14 protein-coding genes and 1 tRNA gene are annotated in these 17554 nt (G+C 71.4%); 8 read left to right on the top strand and 7 right to left on the bottom strand.

Annotation, left to right across the window (positions count from 1 at the left end; translation table 11 throughout):
- Positions 1-6 precede the first annotated feature (6 nt).
- From DY262_RS06025 to DY262_RS06015, 3 genes are read left to right on the top strand one after another with little or no spacing between them, the layout of a single operon-like run.
- Entirely contained in the window at positions 7-1401 is a 1395-nt protein-coding gene (locus DY262_RS06025; RefSeq protein WP_116958066.1) for an aminotransferase family protein, read from the top strand.
- Positions 1398-3665, top strand: coding sequence for a LamG domain-containing protein (locus tag DY262_RS06020; RefSeq protein WP_116958065.1), 2268 nt, complete (start codon positions 1398-1400; stop codon positions 3663-3665). Before DY262_RS06025 ends, DY262_RS06020 begins: the two co-directional genes overlap by 4 nt.
- Positions 3662-4357 (top strand): enoyl-CoA hydratase/isomerase family protein, encoded by a 696-nt coding sequence (locus DY262_RS06015; RefSeq protein WP_116958064.1) that lies wholly within the window; start codon positions 3662-3664, stop codon positions 4355-4357. The genes DY262_RS06020 and DY262_RS06015 overlap by 4 nt, the downstream gene beginning before the upstream one ends.
- Positions 4358-4399: 42 nt before the next feature.
- On the opposite strand, the gene DY262_RS06010 is transcribed toward DY262_RS06015, so the two are convergent.
- The 3 genes from DY262_RS06010 to DY262_RS06000 all read right to left on the bottom strand — a co-directional run bounded on the left by DY262_RS06010 (position 4400) and on the right by DY262_RS06000 (position 6246).
- A tRNA-Ala gene (locus DY262_RS06010) sits at positions 4400-4475 on the bottom strand.
- A gap of 29 nt (positions 4476-4504) precedes the next feature.
- Complete coding sequence (locus DY262_RS06005; RefSeq protein ID WP_116958063.1) at positions 4505-5413, bottom strand: NAD(P)-dependent oxidoreductase; 909 nt, start codon at positions 5411-5413, stop codon at positions 4505-4507.
- A gap of 95 nt (positions 5414-5508) precedes the next feature.
- The gene (locus tag DY262_RS06000) at positions 5509-6246 is read right to left on the bottom strand and encodes a GntR family transcriptional regulator (protein ID WP_116958062.1); all 738 of its coding nucleotides are present in this window, start codon (positions 6244-6246) and stop codon (positions 5509-5511) included.
- 119 nt (positions 6247-6365) lie between these two features.
- On the opposite strand from DY262_RS06000, the gene DY262_RS05995 reads away from it, so the two are divergent.
- The gene (locus DY262_RS05995) at positions 6366-7247 is read left to right on the top strand and encodes an alpha/beta hydrolase (protein WP_245980843.1); all 882 of its coding nucleotides are present in this window, start codon (positions 6366-6368) and stop codon (positions 7245-7247) included.
- A gap of 16 nt (positions 7248-7263) precedes the next feature.
- Here the strand turns inward: DY262_RS05995 and DY262_RS05990 are convergent, their stop codons facing one another.
- The gene (locus tag DY262_RS05990; RefSeq protein WP_116958060.1) at positions 7264-8241 is read right to left on the bottom strand and encodes a GMP reductase; all 978 of its coding nucleotides are present in this window, start codon (positions 8239-8241) and stop codon (positions 7264-7266) included.
- A 209-nt stretch (positions 8242-8450) separates the two neighbouring features.
- Here DY262_RS05990 and DY262_RS05985 point away from each other — a divergent pair, with 209 nt between their 5' ends.
- Positions 8451-10811: a UvrD-helicase domain-containing protein gene (locus DY262_RS05985; protein ID WP_116958059.1), complete on the top strand. Its 2361-nt coding sequence runs from the start codon at positions 8451-8453 to the stop codon at positions 10809-10811.
- 75 nt (positions 10812-10886) lie between these two features.
- Here the strand turns inward: DY262_RS05985 and DY262_RS05980 are convergent, their stop codons facing one another.
- A complete protein-coding gene (locus DY262_RS05980) occupies positions 10887-12005 on the bottom strand; it encodes a TIGR03364 family FAD-dependent oxidoreductase (RefSeq protein WP_116958058.1) in 1119 nt (372 codons plus the stop codon).
- An 86-nt stretch (positions 12006-12091) separates the two neighbouring features.
- Between DY262_RS05980 and DY262_RS05975 the strand changes: the two genes are divergently transcribed.
- Complete coding sequence (locus tag DY262_RS05975; RefSeq protein ID WP_116958057.1) at positions 12092-12634, top strand: HD domain-containing protein; 543 nt, start codon at positions 12092-12094, stop codon at positions 12632-12634.
- A 195-nt stretch (positions 12635-12829) separates the two neighbouring features.
- Here DY262_RS05975 and asd read toward each other — a convergent pair whose 3' ends face one another.
- Positions 12830-13744 carry an archaetidylserine decarboxylase gene (gene asd / locus DY262_RS05970; RefSeq protein ID WP_116958056.1) on the bottom strand — a complete coding sequence of 305 codons (915 nt, stop codon included), beginning with the start codon at positions 13742-13744 and terminating at the stop codon, positions 12830-12832.
- Between the two features lie 56 nt (positions 13745-13800).
- Between asd and DY262_RS05965 the strand changes: the two genes are divergently transcribed.
- The gene (locus tag DY262_RS05965) at positions 13801-15456 is read left to right on the top strand and encodes an aminotransferase class III-fold pyridoxal phosphate-dependent enzyme (RefSeq protein ID WP_116958055.1); all 1656 of its coding nucleotides are present in this window, start codon (positions 13801-13803) and stop codon (positions 15454-15456) included.
- A gap of 71 nt (positions 15457-15527) precedes the next feature.
- Here the strand turns inward: DY262_RS05965 and DY262_RS05960 are convergent, their stop codons facing one another.
- On the bottom strand, positions 15528-16130 hold the full coding sequence (locus DY262_RS05960) for a hypothetical protein (RefSeq protein ID WP_116958054.1): 603 nt from the start codon (positions 16128-16130) through the stop codon (positions 15528-15530).
- A gap of 176 nt (positions 16131-16306) precedes the next feature.
- On the opposite strand from DY262_RS05960, the gene DY262_RS05955 reads away from it, so the two are divergent.
- On the top strand, positions 16307-17539 hold the full coding sequence (locus DY262_RS05955) for a glycosyltransferase family 4 protein (protein WP_116958053.1): 1233 nt from the start codon (positions 16307-16309) through the stop codon (positions 17537-17539).
- Positions 17540-17554: the final 15 nt, after the last annotated feature.

The following is a 17554-nucleotide window of genomic DNA, read 5'->3' as shown; positions in this document are numbered from 1 at the left end:
GTGGACATGCAGACAGCGACGGCCCGCCGCACGGTGGGCGATACGCCGGCGGGCGGATCGGTTCTCGGTTTCTACGCGCCCAAGGGCACGCCGCGCCCACCGCGCGTGGCGCGCGCCGAAGGGGTGTTCCTGTGGGACGAGGATGGCCGCCGCTACCTCGACGCCACCTCGGGCGCCGTGGTCACCAACATCGGCCATGGCAACCCCGCGGTGCTGCAGGCCATGCAGGCGCAGGCGCGCAAGGTCACCTTCGCCTACCCGCGCTTCTTTGAGAGCGAAGACAGCATCGCGCTGGCCGACCGCGTGTGTGCGCTCGCGGGCCCGGGCCTGGACCGCGCCTTTTTCGTCTCGGGGGGCTCGGAGGCCAACGAGTCGGCGCTCAAGCTCGCGCGCCAGTACGCGGTGGTCAGCGGCCAGCCTGGGCGCTGGAAAGTGATCTCGCGCAACCCCAGCTACCACGGCGCCACATTGGGCGCGCTCACCGTCACCGGCGACGCCAGCGCGCACGCGCTCTACGGCCCGATGCTGCGCGCCCAGCCCAAGGTGGCGGCGCCGCTGTCCTACCGCGTGCCGGACGGCCACAGCGTCGAGTCCTTCGAGGCGGCCTGCGCGCAGGCGCTGGAAGACACCATCGTGCGCGAAGGCGCCGACAGCGTGCTCGCCTTCATCCTCGAGCCCATCGGCGGACTGTCCACCGGCGCGGTTGTCTCGTCGCCGGCCTACTTCCGTGCCGTGCGCGAGATCTGCGACCGCCACGGGGTGCTGCTGGTGTTCGACGAGATCATGTCGGGCGCCGGCCGCACCGGCCGCTTCCTGGCCGCGCACCACTGGCCCGAGGCGCGGCCCGACCTGGTCACGCTGGCCAAAGGCTTGGCCGCGGGCTACACGCCGCTGGGCGCGGTGCTGGCGCCCGAGCGCATCGTCGACGCGGTCGCCGCGAGCGGCGGCTTCGTGCACGGCCACACCTATTTCACCAACCCGCTGTCCTGCGCCGTGGCCAATGCGGTGCTCGACGAGGTGGTGCGCCAAGACCTGGTGGCACGCGCGCAGGCCGCGGGCGCCTACCTGAAGGACCGGCTGCATGCGCTCGCGGCGCGCTCCCCCCTGGTGGGCGACGTGCGCGGCCTGGGGTTGCTGGGCGCGATCGAGCTGGTGGCGGACAAGGCCAGCCGACGGGCGCTGCCGGTGGACTTCAACGCCCCCGCGCGCCTCACGGAGCATGGCCTGCGCCACGGCATCGCGCTCTACAACCGGCGAGCCAACCGCGGCGAGTTCGGCGACTTCCAGATGGTCACCCCGCCGCTGACCGCCAGCGACGCCGAACTCGACCTGCTGGTGGAGTTGCTGGAGCGCGCGCTGGCCGACCTGCACGACGAGGTGCGCGGTCGGGGCCTCGCTTGAGCGCGGTCATCCCGCCGCACCGGGCCATCGCATTGCCCGGCCTGCACGCCTATGCGAGCGCCGTCAGCGTGGCGGCCGGCGAGGCCATCGGCTTTCACGTGAGCAGTTCGGTGCCTTACCGCTTTTCCTTCTGCGCGCTGGGGCCCGACGCCGACGACGCCTCGCGCGACCCGGTGCTGCACGCCGGCGGTGAGCACCCGGCGCGGGTGCAGGCCATCCACCCCGGCTCCTACGTGCACATCGAGCGCGGCCTGCCCGAGGACGCGCTCGAGGCGCTCACCCTGGAGTGCTGGCTCATGCCCTGGGGCTTCGGCGAGCGCCAGGCCGTGATCGCGCAATGCGACGACGAGGTGGCCGACGAAGGCGTCGGCCTGTTCATCGAGGCCGACGGCACGCTCATGCTGCGGCTGGGGCGTTCGCGGCTCACCGGGCCGGCCCTGGCGCCGCGCCAATGGGCGCACCTGGTGGCCGTGCTGCACCAGGGCCACCTGTCGCTGTGGATCGACGGCCGCCGGGTGGCGCAGGGCGCGGCGGGCCCTGGTCGGGCGGGCCGCGCCGCGCTGCGCCTGGGCGCCGCGTCGGCGGGGGGCGTGGCCACGCACTTTCTGGACGCGGACCTCGTGATGCCGGCGCTTTACGGCCGCGCGCTCGGCGCCGCCGAGATCGCCCAGCGTGGCGCGCAGCGCGGCCTGCAGGCCGCGCAGGGCCCCGGCGTGCTGGCCTGCTGGCCCTTGAGCGAGCAGCGCGGCGAACGCATCGCCGACGCCAGCGGGCAGGCCCGCGACGGCCGCCTCATCAACCACGGCACCTGGATGGTCGTCGGTCCGGCCTTCGACCCCGCGCGGGTGCCGCGCTTTTCGCGCCGCGAAGGCGAGTACGCCGCCGCCAGCGACCGCCTGCGCGGCCACGGCCTTCGCCTGGCAAGCGACGACCTCGTGGATTGCCGCTGGGCCGAATCGCACCGCGTGACGGTGCCGCGCGGGGCGAAGCCCGGCATCCACGTGGGCCGCTTCGAATGCGAAGTGGACGGCCGGCCCGTGCGCTACGACGTGAGCGTCGTCGTGCGGCCGGCCGCCGACGCCGCGCCCGCGCCGCTGCTGGTGCTGTGCGCGACCAACAGCTGGCGCGCCTACGCCGCGTCGCCGTTCGCGCGCAACGTGTCGGGCCCGGCGCACTGGCCGCGCCGCGCCGCGCCGCTGCCCAACAGCCACCCCGACGCCCCCGAGTACAACCACTACACGCCCCACCGGAAGGGCCAGCCCACCTACTACGCCGGCCTGCGCCTGCCGTGGCCCAACGCCGCGCCCGACGCCTTCTACGCGCCCGAGGGCAGCGGCTTCAGCCAGGGTCCGCGCCTGGAGCGCTGCCTGCACCGCTGGCTCGACGCGCAGGGCTACGCGTACGACGTGGTGAGCGACCTCGACCTTCACCGCGACCCCGGTCTGCTGCGCCGCTACCGCAGCGTGGTCATCAACGGCCACAGCGAGTACTGGTCGGCACCGGCCTTCGAGGGCCTGGACGCCTACCTGCGCGGGGGCGGCAGCGCGGTGGTGCTGTCGGGCAACTCCCTGTACTGGCGCGTGAGCTTCGATGAAGACGCCACGGTGATGGAGCAGCGCAAAACGCTGACACCCGCCGACGAGCACGAGGCGGCGCTGGACAAGCACGCGGCGCCCGGCGGCGTGCACGGCGAGCAGTACCACAGCCAGGACGGCGAGCGCGGTGGCCTCTGGCGCTTCAACGACCGCTCGTGCAGCGAGCTGATCGGCCTGGAAACTGCGGGCTGGGCCTTCGCCGATGCCTCGGATTTCGGTGTCTACCGCGTGCGCGACGCCGGCCATTTCCTGTTTCACCGGCCGCACGAGACCGGCCTGCGCGCCGGCGACAGCTTCGGCCACGGGCCCGGCGGCGCCCTGCCACGCGCCATCGGCCACGAGTGGGACCTGAGCATCGCCACGCTGCGCCGCATGACCCACCACATTCCGCGCGGCGCCGAGCTGCCGCGCGATCATCCCGGCCTGCAGGTGCTCGCCGAGGGCGTGCGCCGCGTGCCGGGCCGGCTGGACGCCTACCTTGACTTCTTCGAAGGCGCCACGCAGTCCCTCGACGGGCTGTCCGCCGAGATGGTCTACTGGGAGCGTCCCCAGGGCGGCCGCGTATTCAACGCCGGGGCCGTGGGGGCCAGCTGGGTGCTCGGGGCCGACGAGGCGTTCGGTGCCTTGCTGCGCAATGTGCTTCACCACTTTGGAGTCGAGCCCGCATGAACCCAGCCAAGCTTCTGGTCGAGGTCCGCGACGGCGTCATGGCGCTCACGCTCAACCGGCCTGAGAAACGCAACGCCATCGACAACGACCTCGCGCGCGCGCTGCTGGCGGCGATCGCGCTGGCCGAGCGCGACGACGCGGTGCGCGTGCTGTTGCTGCGGGGCGCCGGCCCGGTGTTCTGCGCGGGGCGCGACCTGGGGGCGCCGCCGACGCAGGACGACCTGCGGCTGGTGCAGGCCGTGGCGCAGGCCCTGGTGTCCCTGCCCAAGCCGGTGGTGGCCGCCGTGCAGGGCTGGGCCGTTGGCGCAGGCCTGGAGTGGGCGCTCGACGCCGACGTGGTGATCGCTGCCGAGGGCGCGCGGTTCAAGCTGCCCGAGGCCTCGCTGGGCGTGTTCGTCACCGGCGGCCTCACGGCCACGCTGCCCGCTGCCGTGGGCCTGGCGCGCGCCAAGGGGTTGGTGCTGCTCGGCGAGCCGATCGGCGCCGCGCAGGCCCAGGCCTGGGGCATGGTGTGGCAGGTGGTGGCCGACGACGCGCTCGACGCCTCGGCGCGGCAGGTGTGCGCGCGCCTCGCGCAACTGGCGCCCGAGGTGGCCGGGCGTTTCAAGAAGGTGCTCAACGAACTGGGCCTGGCCCATTTCCAGCGCGCGATCGAGGCGGAGAACACCGCGCAGCGCGGGCTGCCGTGCTGACAAGAAAAAAGGCCTTGCGGAGCAAGGCCTTTTTCAGTTCGGTGGTGGAGACGAGGAGGATCGAACTCCCGACCTTCGCATTGCGAACGCGACGCTCTCCCAGCTGAGCTACGTCCCCACGAAGCGCGCATTCTAGCGAATCTTTTGTCAGGCCATTCCGTTGCGGCTGGCGAGTTCCACGAACAGCGCGGAGTGGTCGAGGTCGGACAGGCCATGTTCCGCCGCCTCGGCGAACAGGCGCTCGAACAGCGCGGTGATGGGTGCCTCGAAGCCGATCTCCTTCGCCGTGCCGAGCGCGTTGCGCATGTCCTTCAGCTGCACCGCCATCGCGGCGCGCTTGCCGAAGTCGCGCTCCACCATGCGCTGGCCATGCACCTGCAGGATGCGGCTGTCGGCGAAGCCGCCGGTGATGGCCTGGCGCACCTTGGCCATGTCGGCGCCGCCCTTTTCGCACAGCAGCAGCGCCTCGGCCACGGCACCGATGGTGATGCCCACGATCATCTGGTTGGCCAGCTTGGCGAGCTGGCCCGAGCCGTGCGGGCCCACGTGCGTGACGCGGCCCAGCACCTCCAGCACGGCGCGCGCGCGCTCCACGTCGGCCGGTTTGCCGCCGGCCATGATGGCCAGGGTGCCGGCCTCGGCGCCCACGGTGCCGCCCGAGACCGGCGCGTCCAGGTGGTGCACGCCCCGCGCGGCCAGGCGGGCCGCGTGGTCGCGCGCCTGGCGCGGCTGGATCGAGGACATGTCGATCACCAGGCTGCCACGGGGCAGGGCCTCGGCCACGCCCTGGCGGAACAGCACGTCCTCCACCACCTCGCCGTTTTCGAGCATGGTGATGACGATGTCGGCGCCTTGCACGGCGTCGGCGGCCGTGCCGGCCACGCGCGCCCCAAAGGGCGCGAGCCGTTCGGCCTTGGTGCGCGAGCGGTTCCAGGCGCCCACGGCGCAGCCGGCTTCGCACAGGCGCCGGCCCATGGGGAAGCCCATCAGGCCGATGCCGAGCACGGCGACGGCGTGGGCGGGAGTGGTTGCCGAGGCGGCAGGGGAGTCGGTCACGGTGCGTGTCCCTTCAGGGCAGGGCGCGGAGGCGGCATTCGGGCAAAAAAAATCGCGGTCCCCGGCTCGCGCCGAGGACCGCGCAAGTGGACCGGCTATCGAGATAGCTGGGGACCACGGAGTTGAACGGTGTCGTCCTCGGCGGATTCGGCCGAGGCGTGGGCGATCTGCTCGGCCAGGGTGCCGCAGGCATTGTCGGCGTGTTCGGCGATGAGCGATTCGGCCCCGTCCGCGTCGCCCTGGGCGATGGCGCGGGCAATGGCCTCGTGCTCGTCCCACACGGGCTCGCGCAGGTGTTCCAGCTGCAGCGCCAGGCCCATGGCGCGGCGGATGTGCTGCCAGTGCAGCAGCGCGCTCTGCTCGATCAGCGGATTGCCGGCGGCGCGGTAGATTGCGGTGTGGAAGGCCAGGTCGGTGTCGATCAGGGCCTTCACGTCGTCGCGGCGCTCGGCGGCGCGGCCGGCCTCGAGCACGGCGGGGTCGATGACGGTGCGCTGCTGGGCGGCCAGCCGCACGGCCAGGCGGTCCAGCGCCACGCGCACCTGGTAGACCTGGGCGATCCAGCGCCCGTCCAGCGGCGTCACCTGCAGGCCGCGCACGCGGCCGGGGTCGCCGCTGGTCTGGGGCGCGTCCTGCACGAAGCCGTCCTTGCGCAGCAGGCGCAGGGCCTGCATCACCGGCTGGCGCGACACCGCGAAGCGCTCGGCCAGCTCTTCCTGGCGGATGCGCTGGCCCGGCCGCAGCGCGCCCGAGCTGATCGCGTCGAGCAAGGCCCGGTAGACCTGGTCGGCCAGATCGGGCGTCGATTCGATCCTGAACAACTGCGCGGTCATGGGGCCGAGGCGGGTGGTGCGAATTCTGTATACGGAATTCGCGCAGCATACCCCAGGCGGTGCCGGCGCCGGCGTCCTCAGAGGGAATACCCCAAGCCCCCATGACACAATCGCCCGCCATGCAATCGCCCTTCCCCCGAGACCCGGCCTGGCTGGACCGTGAATACAACAACCGCGCCCGGGTGCCCGAGCACCCGGCGTACTTCGAGCGCTGGGCCCGGGACTCGAAACAGGTGCGCGAGCGGGGTGGGGCGCTGATCGATCTGCGCTATGGGCACGGGCCCGCCGAACAGCTGGACGTCTTCCCGGCCCAGGGGGGCGCCGGCGGTGCCGCGCCGGTGCTGTTCTTCATCCACGGCGGCTACTGGCGCGCCCTGGACAAGTCCGACCACTCCTTCCTGGCACCGCTGTTCCAGCGCCTGGGCGTGTGCGTGGTGATGCCGAACTACGCGCTGTGCCCGGCCACCACCGTCCCGGGCATCACGCTGCAGATGGCGCAGGCCCTGGCCTGGACGCACCGCCACATCGCGGTGCACGGGGGCGACCCGAGCCGCATCACGGTGGCGGGGCATTCGGCGGGCGGCCAGCTGGCGGCCATGATGCTGGCCTGCCGCTGGCCCCAGGTGGGCGCCGACCTGCCCGCCGCGCTGGTCCGCAACGCGCTGTCGGTGTCCGGCCTGTTCGACCTGGAGCCGCTGCGCCTGGCGCCGTCCCTGCAGTCCTCGCTGAAGCTCACGCCGGACCAGGTGCGCAAGGCCAGCCCGGCGCGCCTGCCCTCGCCCGGGCTGCGGCAGGGGCGCGGCGAACTGGTGGCCGTGGTCGGTGGCCAGGAAAGCGGCGAGTACCACCGCCAGAACCACCTCATCCGCGAGGCCTGGGGCCGCGACGTGGTTCGGGTCTGCGAAGAACTGCCGGGGCGGGACCACTTCAGCGCGCTGGACGCGCTGGTGGAGCCGGGTCACCGCCTGCACCAGCTCGCGCGCGGCCTGCTGGGCGTGTGAAGCGCCGGGCGGCGCCTCACATCAAGAGGTGCTCGCCTGCGTTGTCCCCGCCCAGGATGACGTAGTTCACCTTGCGGATGTCCAGCAGCTTGGTGCCGCCGGCGTAGCTGATGGAGCTTTGCACGTCCTGCTCCATCTCGATCAGCGTGTGCGCGAGCGGGCCCTTGATCGGCTCCAGGATGCGCTTGCCTTCCACGTGCTTGTATTCGCCCTTGTTGAAGTCGCTGGCCGAGCCGTAGTACTCCTTGTAGAGCGCACCGTCGACTTCCACCGTCTGGCCGGGTGATTCCTCGTGTCCGGCGAACAGCGAGCCGATCATCACCATGCTGGCGCCAAAGCGCACGCTCTTGGCAATGTCGCCGTGGCAGCGGATGCCGCCGTCCGCGATGATGGGCTTGGTGGCCACGCGCGCGCACCACTTGAGCGCGCTGAGCTGCCAGCCGCCGGTGCCGAAGCCGGTCTTGAGCTTGGTGATGCAGACCTTGCCGGGGCCGATGCCCACCTTGGTCGCGTCGGCGCCCCAGTTCTCCAGGTCGATCACCGCCTCCGGCGTGCCCACGTTGCCCGCGATCACGAAGGCCTTGGGCAGCTTTTCCTTCAGGTAGCCGATCATCTTCTTGACGCTGTCGGCGTGGCCGTGCGCGATGTCGATGGTGATGTACTCGGGGCACAGGCCCTGGGCCACCAGCGTGTCCACGGTGGCGTAGTCGGGCGCCTTCACGCCCAGCGAGATGGAAGCGAAGCTGCCCTTGGCCTGCATCTCGCGCACGAAGGCCACGTTGTCCAGGTCGAAGCGGTGCATGACGTAGAAGTAGCCGTTCTGCGCCAGCCAGGTGCAGATGGACTCGTTGACCACCGTCTTCATGTTGGCGGGCACCACGGGCAGGCGGAAGCGCCGCCCGCCGAGCTCCACGCCGGCATCGCATTCCGAGCGGCTTTCCACGCGGCACTTGCGCGGCAGCAGCAGGATGTTGTCGTAGTCGAAAATTTCCATTGAAACCAAGCTCCAGAAAGCTGTTGTCGAACAGATGAGCGCTTGGCCTGGCCGGTTCTCCTGCCGCGGCGGGCAAAAAGAAACCGGGCGCAAGAATCTTGGGCCCGGTGCGCGATTCTAGACCGATGGCCCGTCCCTCGCCCGGTATGGGGTTCATATGCCCCCACGTATGGAGCGGCCTGCGCGCGGGCGCTTTCTACAATCCGTCGATGCCCCTGGACACCGCCCCGAATCCCTCGCCGCTGGTCGCCGGCCTCAATGCCGAGCAGGCCGCCGCCGTCACCCTGCCCGCCGAACACGCGCTCATCCTCGCGGGCGCAGGCTCGGGCAAGACGCGCGTGCTCACCACGCGCATCGCCTGGCTGCTGCAAACGGGCCAGGTGGGACCGGGCGGCGTGCTGGCCGTGACCTTCACCAACAAGGCGGCGAAGGAAATGGTCACCCGCCTGTCGGCCCTGCTGCCGGTGAACGTGCGCGGCATGTGGATCGGCACCTTCCACGGCCTGTGCAACCGCCTGCTGCGCGCGCACCACCAGCTCGCGGGCCTGCCGGCCACCTTCCAGATCCTGGATACCCAGGATCAGCTCTCGGCCATCAAGCGCCTGTGCAAGCAGTTCAATGTCGACGACGAGCGCTTCCCGCCCAAGCAGCTGCAGTACTTCATCGCCGGTTGCAAGGAAGACGGCCAGCGCCCGCGCGACGTGCCCGCGCGCGATGAAGAGACGCGCAAGAAAGTCGAGCTCTACGCGCTGTACGAGGAGCAATGCCAGCGCGAAGGCGTGGTCGATTTCGGCGAGCTGATGCTGCGAAGCTACGAGCTGCTGCGCGACCAGGACGCCATCCGCGCGCACTACCAGCGGCGCTTCCGCCACATCCTGATCGACGAGTTCCAGGACACCAACAGGCTGCAGTACGCCTGGATCAAGCTGTTCTCGCCGCCCCCCATGGAGGGCCTGGACGTGGCCGCGGGCAACGCGGTGTTCGCGGTGGGCGACGACGACCAGAGCATCTACGCCTTTCGCGGCGCGCGCGTGGGCAACATGGCCGACTTCGTGCGCGAGTACCGCGTGCAGCACCAGATCAAGCTGGAGCAGAACTACCGCAGCGTCAGCAACATCCTGGACGCCGCGAACCACCTCATCGGCCACAACCAGCGCCGCCTCGGCAAAAACCTGCGCACCGACGCGGGCGCGGGCGAGCCGGTGCGCATCAACGAGTCGCCCAGCGATTTCATCGAGGCGCAGTGGGTGGTCGACGAGATCAAGTCCCTGGTGCGCGAGGAAACGCCGCGCAGCGAGATCGCCATCCTCTACCGCAGCAACGCGCAGAGCCGTGTGATCGAGACCGCGCTGTTCAACGCCGGCCTGCCCTACCGCGTGTACGGCGGCCTGCGCTTCTTCGAGCGCGCCGAGATCAAGCACGCCCTGGCCTACCTGCGCCTGATCGAGAACCCGCGCGACGACACCAGCTTCCTGCGCGTGCTCAACTTCCCGCCGCGCGGCATCGGCGCGCGCAGCGTGGAGCAGCTGCAGGACGTGGCGCGCGCGGCCGGCTGTTCGCTGCACGACGCGGTGAGCGCGGTCACCGGGCGCGCGGGCACGGCCATCGCGGGCTTCGTCGCCAAGATCGACGTGATGCGCGAACGCAGCGAGGGCAGCCACCTCAAGGGCATCGTCGAACTGGTGCTGGAGCACAGCGGCCTGGTGGAGCACTACCGCCAGGAGCGCGAAGGCCAGGAGCGCGTGGAGAACCTGGAAGAACTGGTCAACGCGGCCGAGAGCTTCGTGATGCAGGAAGGCTTCGGCCGCGAGGCCGTGGCGCTGACGCAAAGCCCCGCCAGCCAGGGCCTGGACCTGAACGTCCCCGTGCTCGACGAGCCCCTGGCCCCCGACGCCGACACCGGCGAGACCCTGAGCCCGCTCGCTGCCTTTCTGTCGCACGCCGCGCTCGAATCGGGCGACAACCAGGCCCAGGCCGGGCAGGACGCGGTGCAGCTCATGACCGTGCACGCGGCCAAGGGCCTGGAGTTCGACTGCGTCTTCATCGTCGGCCTGGAGGAAGGCCTGTTCCCGCACGAGAACGCCATGAGCGACCGCGACGGACTGGAAGAGGAGCGCCGGCTGATGTACGTGGCGATCACGCGCGCGCGCCAGCGCCTGTACCTGAGCCATTCGCAGACGCGGCTGCTGCACGGCCAGACGCGCTACAACCTCAAGAGCCGTTTCTTCGATGAATTGCCCGAGCACTGCCTGAAGTGGCTGACGCCGCCGCAGCCTTCGGGCTGGGGCGGCACGGGCAGCGCGGGCTGGGGCGGCCACCGCGCGCTGGGCACGCCGGTGCCGCAGCCGGCGTGGTCGCCGGCCTGGAAGGCCGCCAGCGCGCCCGCGCCCGAACCCGACCGCGGCACGCCGATCAAGAGCGGCATGGCGGTGTTCCACAACAAGTTCGGCGAGGGCAAGGTGCTCGCGGTGGAAGGCGCGGGCGACGACGCGCGTGCGCAGGTGAACTTCCCGCGCCACGGCACCAAGTGGCTGGCGCTGAGCGTGGCCAAGCTCACGCCCATCGAGTAGTCCAGCGCCCGCACCGTCGAGGCGGGCGCTGGCCCTGGGCAGGCCGATGGCTGGCCCGGCGCCGACCCGGCCCCGTCACCAGCCCGCGAACACGTCCTCGGCGATGCCGAACGCGGTGCTGGCGCCGGTGCCGCTGGTCACCAGCGCCAGGCGCAGGTGGTCGGCCGGCGCGTGGATGAGCGCGTCGGCGCCGTGGCCGGTCGGATAGACACCGGTCCAGCGCTCCACCACCTCGCAGCGGTCCAGACCGACCACCTCGTGCAGGTGGCCCAGGATGCGCTCGTCCACCGCCTCGCTGGCGAAGGGCTCGGGCGTGGCGTGCGGGTGGTGCGAGTCGCCTACCACCAGCGTGCCGTCGGCGCTCTGCACGGCGATCAGGTGGATGCCGTCGTCCAGGCTGGGGCCGCACTCGGCGCGCAGTTGCTCCAGCAGCGGCGCCGAACTGGCGAGGTCGGCGTAGCCGTGGTAGCGCACCAGGCTGAGGTCGCTCATCACCGCCGCGCCCAGCCGCAAGCCGGCCGACGGGCGCACGCGCAGCATCTGCAGGCGCGTCAGCCGCAGCGCGTGGTCGGGCAGCAGGCGCCGCGCCACGCCATTGAGCTCGGTGCCGGGGCAGACCACGATGCGCTCGGCCGTCCACTGGCCTTGCGCGCCGTGCACCGTGGACCCCTCGATGCCCAGCACCTCCTGCCCCCAGATGAAGCGCACGCCCTGCGCCTGCAGCCAGCGCGCGAGGGCGGGAATGGCTTCGCGCGACTCGACGCGCAGCTCGTGCGGGCTGTACAGCGCGCCCGCCACGCCGTCGGACTTGAGCGACGGCATGCGTGCGCCCCAGGCCTGGCCGCGGTGCAGTTCGCAGCGCTCGCCCATCTCGGTGCCGACGAACTCGGCCAGCACGTCCAGCGCCCGCGCGCGCTGGGCCACCACCCACAGGCCCTGGTGCACGATGGGGATGCCTGCCTGCGGCGCCAGCTCGGCCCAGAGGTCGCGCGAGCGCCGGGCGCGCCGCCAGGTGTCGCCGGCGCGCTGGCCGGTCACGGTGACGAAGCCGAAATTGCGGATGGAGGCGCCCACGCAGCGGTGGTCGCGTTCGATCAGCGCCACGCGCAGGCCACGGCGCAGCCCCATCCAGGCATGGGCGAGGCCGGCGATGCCGCTGCCCACCACGATCAGGTCGAAACGCTTGTCGTTCACGGGAAAGGCGAAGGGGGTACTTCGAATGGACGTCGGGCCGTCATGTTGATTGCACACAATGAAAGCCCGTTGACAGTTCCACGCGCATGATCCCTTCCTTCGACTCACTCTGGGCTCTGCTGGCCGCGCGCGGCCACGAGCGTTACACCGGCGAGCCGGTGACCCACCTGGAGCACGCTCTGCAGACCGCTGACCTGGCGCGCCGCGGCGGCGCGGGCGAGGCCCTGGTGCTCGCCGCGCTGTTGCACGACGTCGGCCACCTGATCCATGGCGTGGCGGGCACGCCCAGCGCCGCCGGCGTCGACGACCGCCACGAAGCGATCGCCGCCGACGCGCTGCAGCGCCTGTTCGGCCCCGCCGTGAGCGGACCGGTCGGCCTGCACGTGATGGCCAAGCGGCGCCTGTGCGCCGATCCGCGCTACCTGCGGGCCCTGTCGGACGATTCGCGCCGCAGCCTGGCGCTGCAGGGCGGTCCGCTGGACGCGGCGGGCTGCGAGGCCTTCGACCGCCTGGCCCACGCGCAGGACGCGCTGCGCCTGCGCCGCTGGGACGACGCGGCCAAGCGACCGGCGCGCGAGGTACCGCCGCTGGACACCTACCGGGCGATGGCCGAGGCGCTGCTGCGCTGAGTCCGGGGCGGATAAAAAAAGCCCTCCGGCCAAATGACCGGAGGGCCCGCAGGGTGCGATGGCGAGCGGCTTCAGGCGCCGATCACCCCGCCATCGTTCTTCGTCGTGCCAACCGCGTCGTGCTGGCTGGTCGGCTGGGTTGCGCGCCATCGTCCGTGGCTGGCGTGACGGGCGCATGACAGGGTGGGCGCGCGCTCAGGCTGGCCGCGCCAGCAGCGGCCGGCCCATGCGAATGGACGCGCCCGGTGCGACCCCGGGCGCGGGCGTGAAGCCCGGCGGCACCAGCACGACGATGGTGGAGCCGTGTTCGAAGTGGCCCATCTCCTGGCCGCGCGCGTAGGCCGCCTCGCAGGGCAGCTCGTCGGGGCCGCGGTAGCGCGTGTTGAGCGGCAGCGGCAGGGCGCGCAGGCGCAGGCTGGCCACCAGGATGGCGGCCACGGGCACCAGCACCAGCGGCGTGCCGTCGGCCAGGCGCGCGAACAGCGCCGCGCGCTCGTTGCGGCAGAACAGGCGCTCCACGCGCTTGAGGGCGATGGGGTTCACGTTCCAGGTGTCGCCGCTGAAGTGCGTCACGTGCTCCAGCGTGAGCGCCTCGGGCGCGTGGAAGCGGTGGTACATGGCCGAGGTCAGGCGCAGCGTCACGAACTGGCCGCCGCGCAGGGCGGCGATGGCGGCCCGCGCGCGCGGCGAGTCGCCGAGCAGGTCGGTGAGCGCGTACGGAAAGCCCTTGGCCTGGAACACCTGGGCGCAGGGGTCTTCGCCGATGCGCCCGCTGGCGCCGACGATGGCGTCGCAGGGGCTGACCAGCACCGACGGCGTGGTGTCGACGGGCCTCGCACCCTCGCGCAGCTCGCGCGTGAAGCAGTCGTGCAGGCTGTCGAAGCGCGGCTTCTTTGCGTCGCTCAGGTCGAGGTCGGTGAAGGCCCTCCACACCGCCATGGACGCGTCGCGCACCAGGGGCTGGCGGATCCGACTGAACCAGCCCATGAAGCGCGTGAGCGCCAGGCGCGGCACGCGGTTGGTGAGCAGGAAGTTCAGGTCTTCGCTGAGCGCGAGGCGGCGCAGCTGGCGCCGCACAAGGCCGTGGGGATTCTGTCGCAAGGCTTTCATCGTTGGGTCATCCGGGGGCCATACAAGAGCGGGAACACCACGACGCCCCGAACGCCATGTCCCTTCTGCCTTATGCCTTGCCAGCCGGTTCGCTCCTGCTGGCCTTGCCGTACCTGAAACAGCGCCTCGAGCTTTCGCGCGCCAAGCACCGCTCGCTGGCGGGCCACTCGCGCTGGGCCAAGCGCCTGGCGGGCTGGTTGCCGGGCTACGCCTTCGACGAGCGCCGCTTCTTCCGGGCCGACGGCGCCGACGACGCGCTGGCCGCGCGGCGCCGCGCGGCCTTCGACGCCCTGTGCGCGGGCTACGCCCAGCGCTACGAACGCTCGCTCGCCCTGACCGCCGACGCGCGCGAGGGGCTGGCCGATCTGCAGCTCACCGGTGCCTACCGCGCGCCCTTTCCCTTCAGCCCCTACCTGCGCGAACGCCTGAAGGTCGGCGCCTTCGTTCGCTCGGCCGGTGGCCTGGAGGTGGAGGACCTCGACGGCAATCGCTTCCTCGACCTCACGGGCTCCTACGGCGTCAACGTCTTCGGCGTGGACTTCTACAAGGCCTGCATGGAAGAGGGCGCGGCCATCGGCCTCGAACTGGGCCCCGTGCTGGGCGCCTACCACCCGGTGGTGGCCGACAACATCGCGCGCCTGAAGGCGGTCTCGGGTCAGGACCAGGTGTCCTTCCACATGAGCGGCACCGAGGCCGTGATGCAAGCCGTCCGCCTGGCGCGCTACCACACGCGCAAGAAGCACCTGGTGCGTTTCTGCGGCGCGTACCACGGCTGGTGGGAGGACGTGCAGCCCGGCCCCGGCAACCCGATGCCGCCGCGCGAGACCTACACCCTCAAGGACATGGACGACCAGAGCCTTCGGGTGCTGCGCACGCGCCGCGACATTGCCTGCGTGCTCATCAACCCCTTGCAGGCCCTGCACCCGAACCGCAACGCGCCGGGCGACTCCACGCTGATGACTGGCCTGCGCCAGGCGGGCTATGACCGCGAGGCCTACACGCGCTGGCTCCAGCGGCTGCGCGAGGTCTGCACCGAACGCGGCATCGTGCTGATCTTCGACGAGGTTTTCTTGGGCTTTCGCCTGGCGCCCGGCGGCGCGCAGGCGTACTTCGGCGTGAAGGCCGACCTGGTGACCTACGGCAAGTCGGTCGCGGGCGGCTACCCGGTGGGCGTGGTCTGCGGACGCGCCGATCTGATGAAGCGTTTCCGCGCCGAGCGCCCCGCCGACCTGTGCTTCGCGCGCGGCACGTTCAATGCGCACCCGCACGTGATGGGCGGCATGCACGCCTTCCTTCGTCGCCTGGAAACGCCTGAGTTGCGAGCGGTGTACGCCGGCGGCGATCAACGCTGGAACGCGCGCCGCGAGCGCTTCAACGCCGCCATGGCCGACGCCGGCCTGCCGGTGCGCGCGGCGAACCTGCACAGCGTGTGGACGCTGGACTACACGCAGCCGGGCCGCTACCACTGGATGTTCCAGTACTACCTGCGCTGGCATGGCCTGGCCTTGAGCTGGGTGGGCACGGGTCGGTTCATCTTCGCGCTGAACTTCGACGACGCGGCGTTCGATGAAGTGGTGCGGCGTTGCGTGGCGGCCGGCCGGGCCATGCAGGCCGACGGCTGGTGGACGCTGCCCGAGGGCGTGGACGCCAAGGCGATCGGCAAGCAGTTGCGCAGGGAAACCCTGTCGGCGATGTTCCGCCAGAAGGGCTGAGCCCTGCAGCGGCCCCGAGCCCGAGCGGGGTGTTCGGGCGCCAGGCACCCAACACCCACCATCCCAGGACGTCAGCGGTGCCCGACGCCCGGGTCGATGAGCTGGCCCTTCATGAGGTACAGGGGGGCCTTGTGGTACAGCTTGATGTCGTGGAACGGGTCGGTGAGGATCTTGGTCGCCCACACCAGGCCCGTCTGGATGTCCTGCAGGAAGAACAGGTGGATGGTGCGGAACAGCAGCCCACCGATGCCCAGCCCCAGCCACAGCGTGCCCACGTGGCGCGTATAGCCCCAGTGGTCGTGGTGCGCCTCGAACAGGCCCATCACCGTCGGGTCGATCCAGACCAGCACCGGCACCAGCGCCCACAGGCTCATGAGCACCACCTTGCGCTGCAGGTTGTAGCCCACCTTGATCTCTTCCTTGTACTCGTGCGTGGCCTGGTTCACGTGGTCGTAGCCCTTGGGCTCGAAGAAGAAATGGCCGGCCTGGCGCGAGGTCATCGAGACCAGCCAGGCGATCAGCGCGGAAATCACGGGATCGAACCACAGCATCACGTACGCGACCACGAAGCTGATCGCGCTGACCAGGTGCAGCGACTGGTTGATGCGGCTGTGGTGGTAGTAGCGGTGGTCGTCCCAGCGCTGGATCTCCAGGGTCTTGAAGAAGTCGTTCAAGGCGGTCTCCGTCGGCAATGAGGAAGAAGGTGAAAGAAGGGGAAAAGCGGCCGCATGGTGGTTGCCACGCGTGACAGCGCGGTGACATCGCCGGTGCGTCACCGCGCGGGCACACGCGCGTCACGCCGCTGTCGCGGTGTCATCAATCTGCCGCGAAGCCGCCGCACCATGCCCCCATGCCCGACACGAGCGCCGAAACGATCCTGGTGGAGGCCTTCCCGGCCGCCCGCCCGTCCCTGCGGCTCGCCGTGGTGACGGAGACCTGGCCGCCCGAGATCAACGGTGTTTCGCTCACGCTGTCGCGTCTGGTGCAGGGCCTGCGCGCGCGCAACCACGAGGTGCAGCTCGTCCGCCCGCGCCAGACGCGCGAGGACGCCGCGCGCAGCGACCCGGGGTTTCACGAGGTGCTCATGCGCGGCATGCCCATCCCGCGCTACCCCGAACTCAAGCTCGGCCTGCCCGGCAAGGGCGCGCTGGTGCGCGCCTGGACCCTGAGGCGGCCCGATCTGGTGCACATCGCCACGGAAGGCCCGCTGGGCTGGTCGGCCCTGCAGGCAGCGCGCCGCTTGCGCCTGCCGGTGACGTCCGACTTCCGCACCAACTTCCACGCCTACAGCCAGCACTACGGCGTGGGCTGGCTCAAGACGCCCATCGTGGCCTACCTGCGCAAGTTCCACAACCTCACGCGCTGCACCATGGTGCCCACGCAGAGCCTGCGCGCGGAGCTGCAGGCCATCGGCTTTCGCAACGTCAGCGTGGTGGCGCGCGGCGTCGACACGCAGCGGTTCAACCCCGCGCGGCGCAGCGCCGAGCTGCGCGCCAGCTGGGGGGCGGGCGACGGCAGCCTGGTGATGGTGGCCGTCGGCCGCCTGGCGGCCGAGAAGAACCTGGGCGTGGTGCTGCAGGCCTATGAGGCCATGCGCGCGCAGAACCCCGACGTGAAGCTGGTCTTCGTGGGCGACGGCCCGCAGCGCGCGGCCCTGCGCCAGCGCTGCCCCGAGGCCGTGTTCGCCGGCATGCGGCGCGACGAGGACCTGGCCGCGCACTACGCCAGCGCCGACCTGTTCGCCTTCGCGAGCCTGACCGAAACCTTCGGCAACGTCACCATCGAAGCCCTGGCCAGCGGCCTGCCGGTGCTGGCCTTCGACACCGCCGCGGCGGGCGACTGGGTGCGCGGCGGGCACAACGGCTGGCTGCTGCCGGTGGACGACGAAGCCGCCTTCGCGCGCCAGGCCGCGCTGCTGGCGCGCGACCCGGCGCTGGTGCGCGCGGCCGCATCGCAGGCGCGCGCGCAGGTGGCGGCGCTGGACTGGCGGCACATCGCTGGCCAGGTGGAAGGGATCTTCCTGCAGACCGTGGGCTGGCCGCACGCGCTGCCCGACAGCTGGAGCCCGTCGCTGGCGTTGTGAGCCGCCACCCGCGGT

Source organism: Hydrogenophaga borbori (assembly GCF_003417535.1).
In the GTDB taxonomy this organism is placed as follows: Bacteria; Pseudomonadota; Gammaproteobacteria; order Burkholderiales; family Burkholderiaceae_C; genus Hydrogenophaga; species Hydrogenophaga borbori.
Note: the sequence above shows the minus strand (reverse complement) of the source record. Positions and strands in the feature narration are given on the sequence as shown.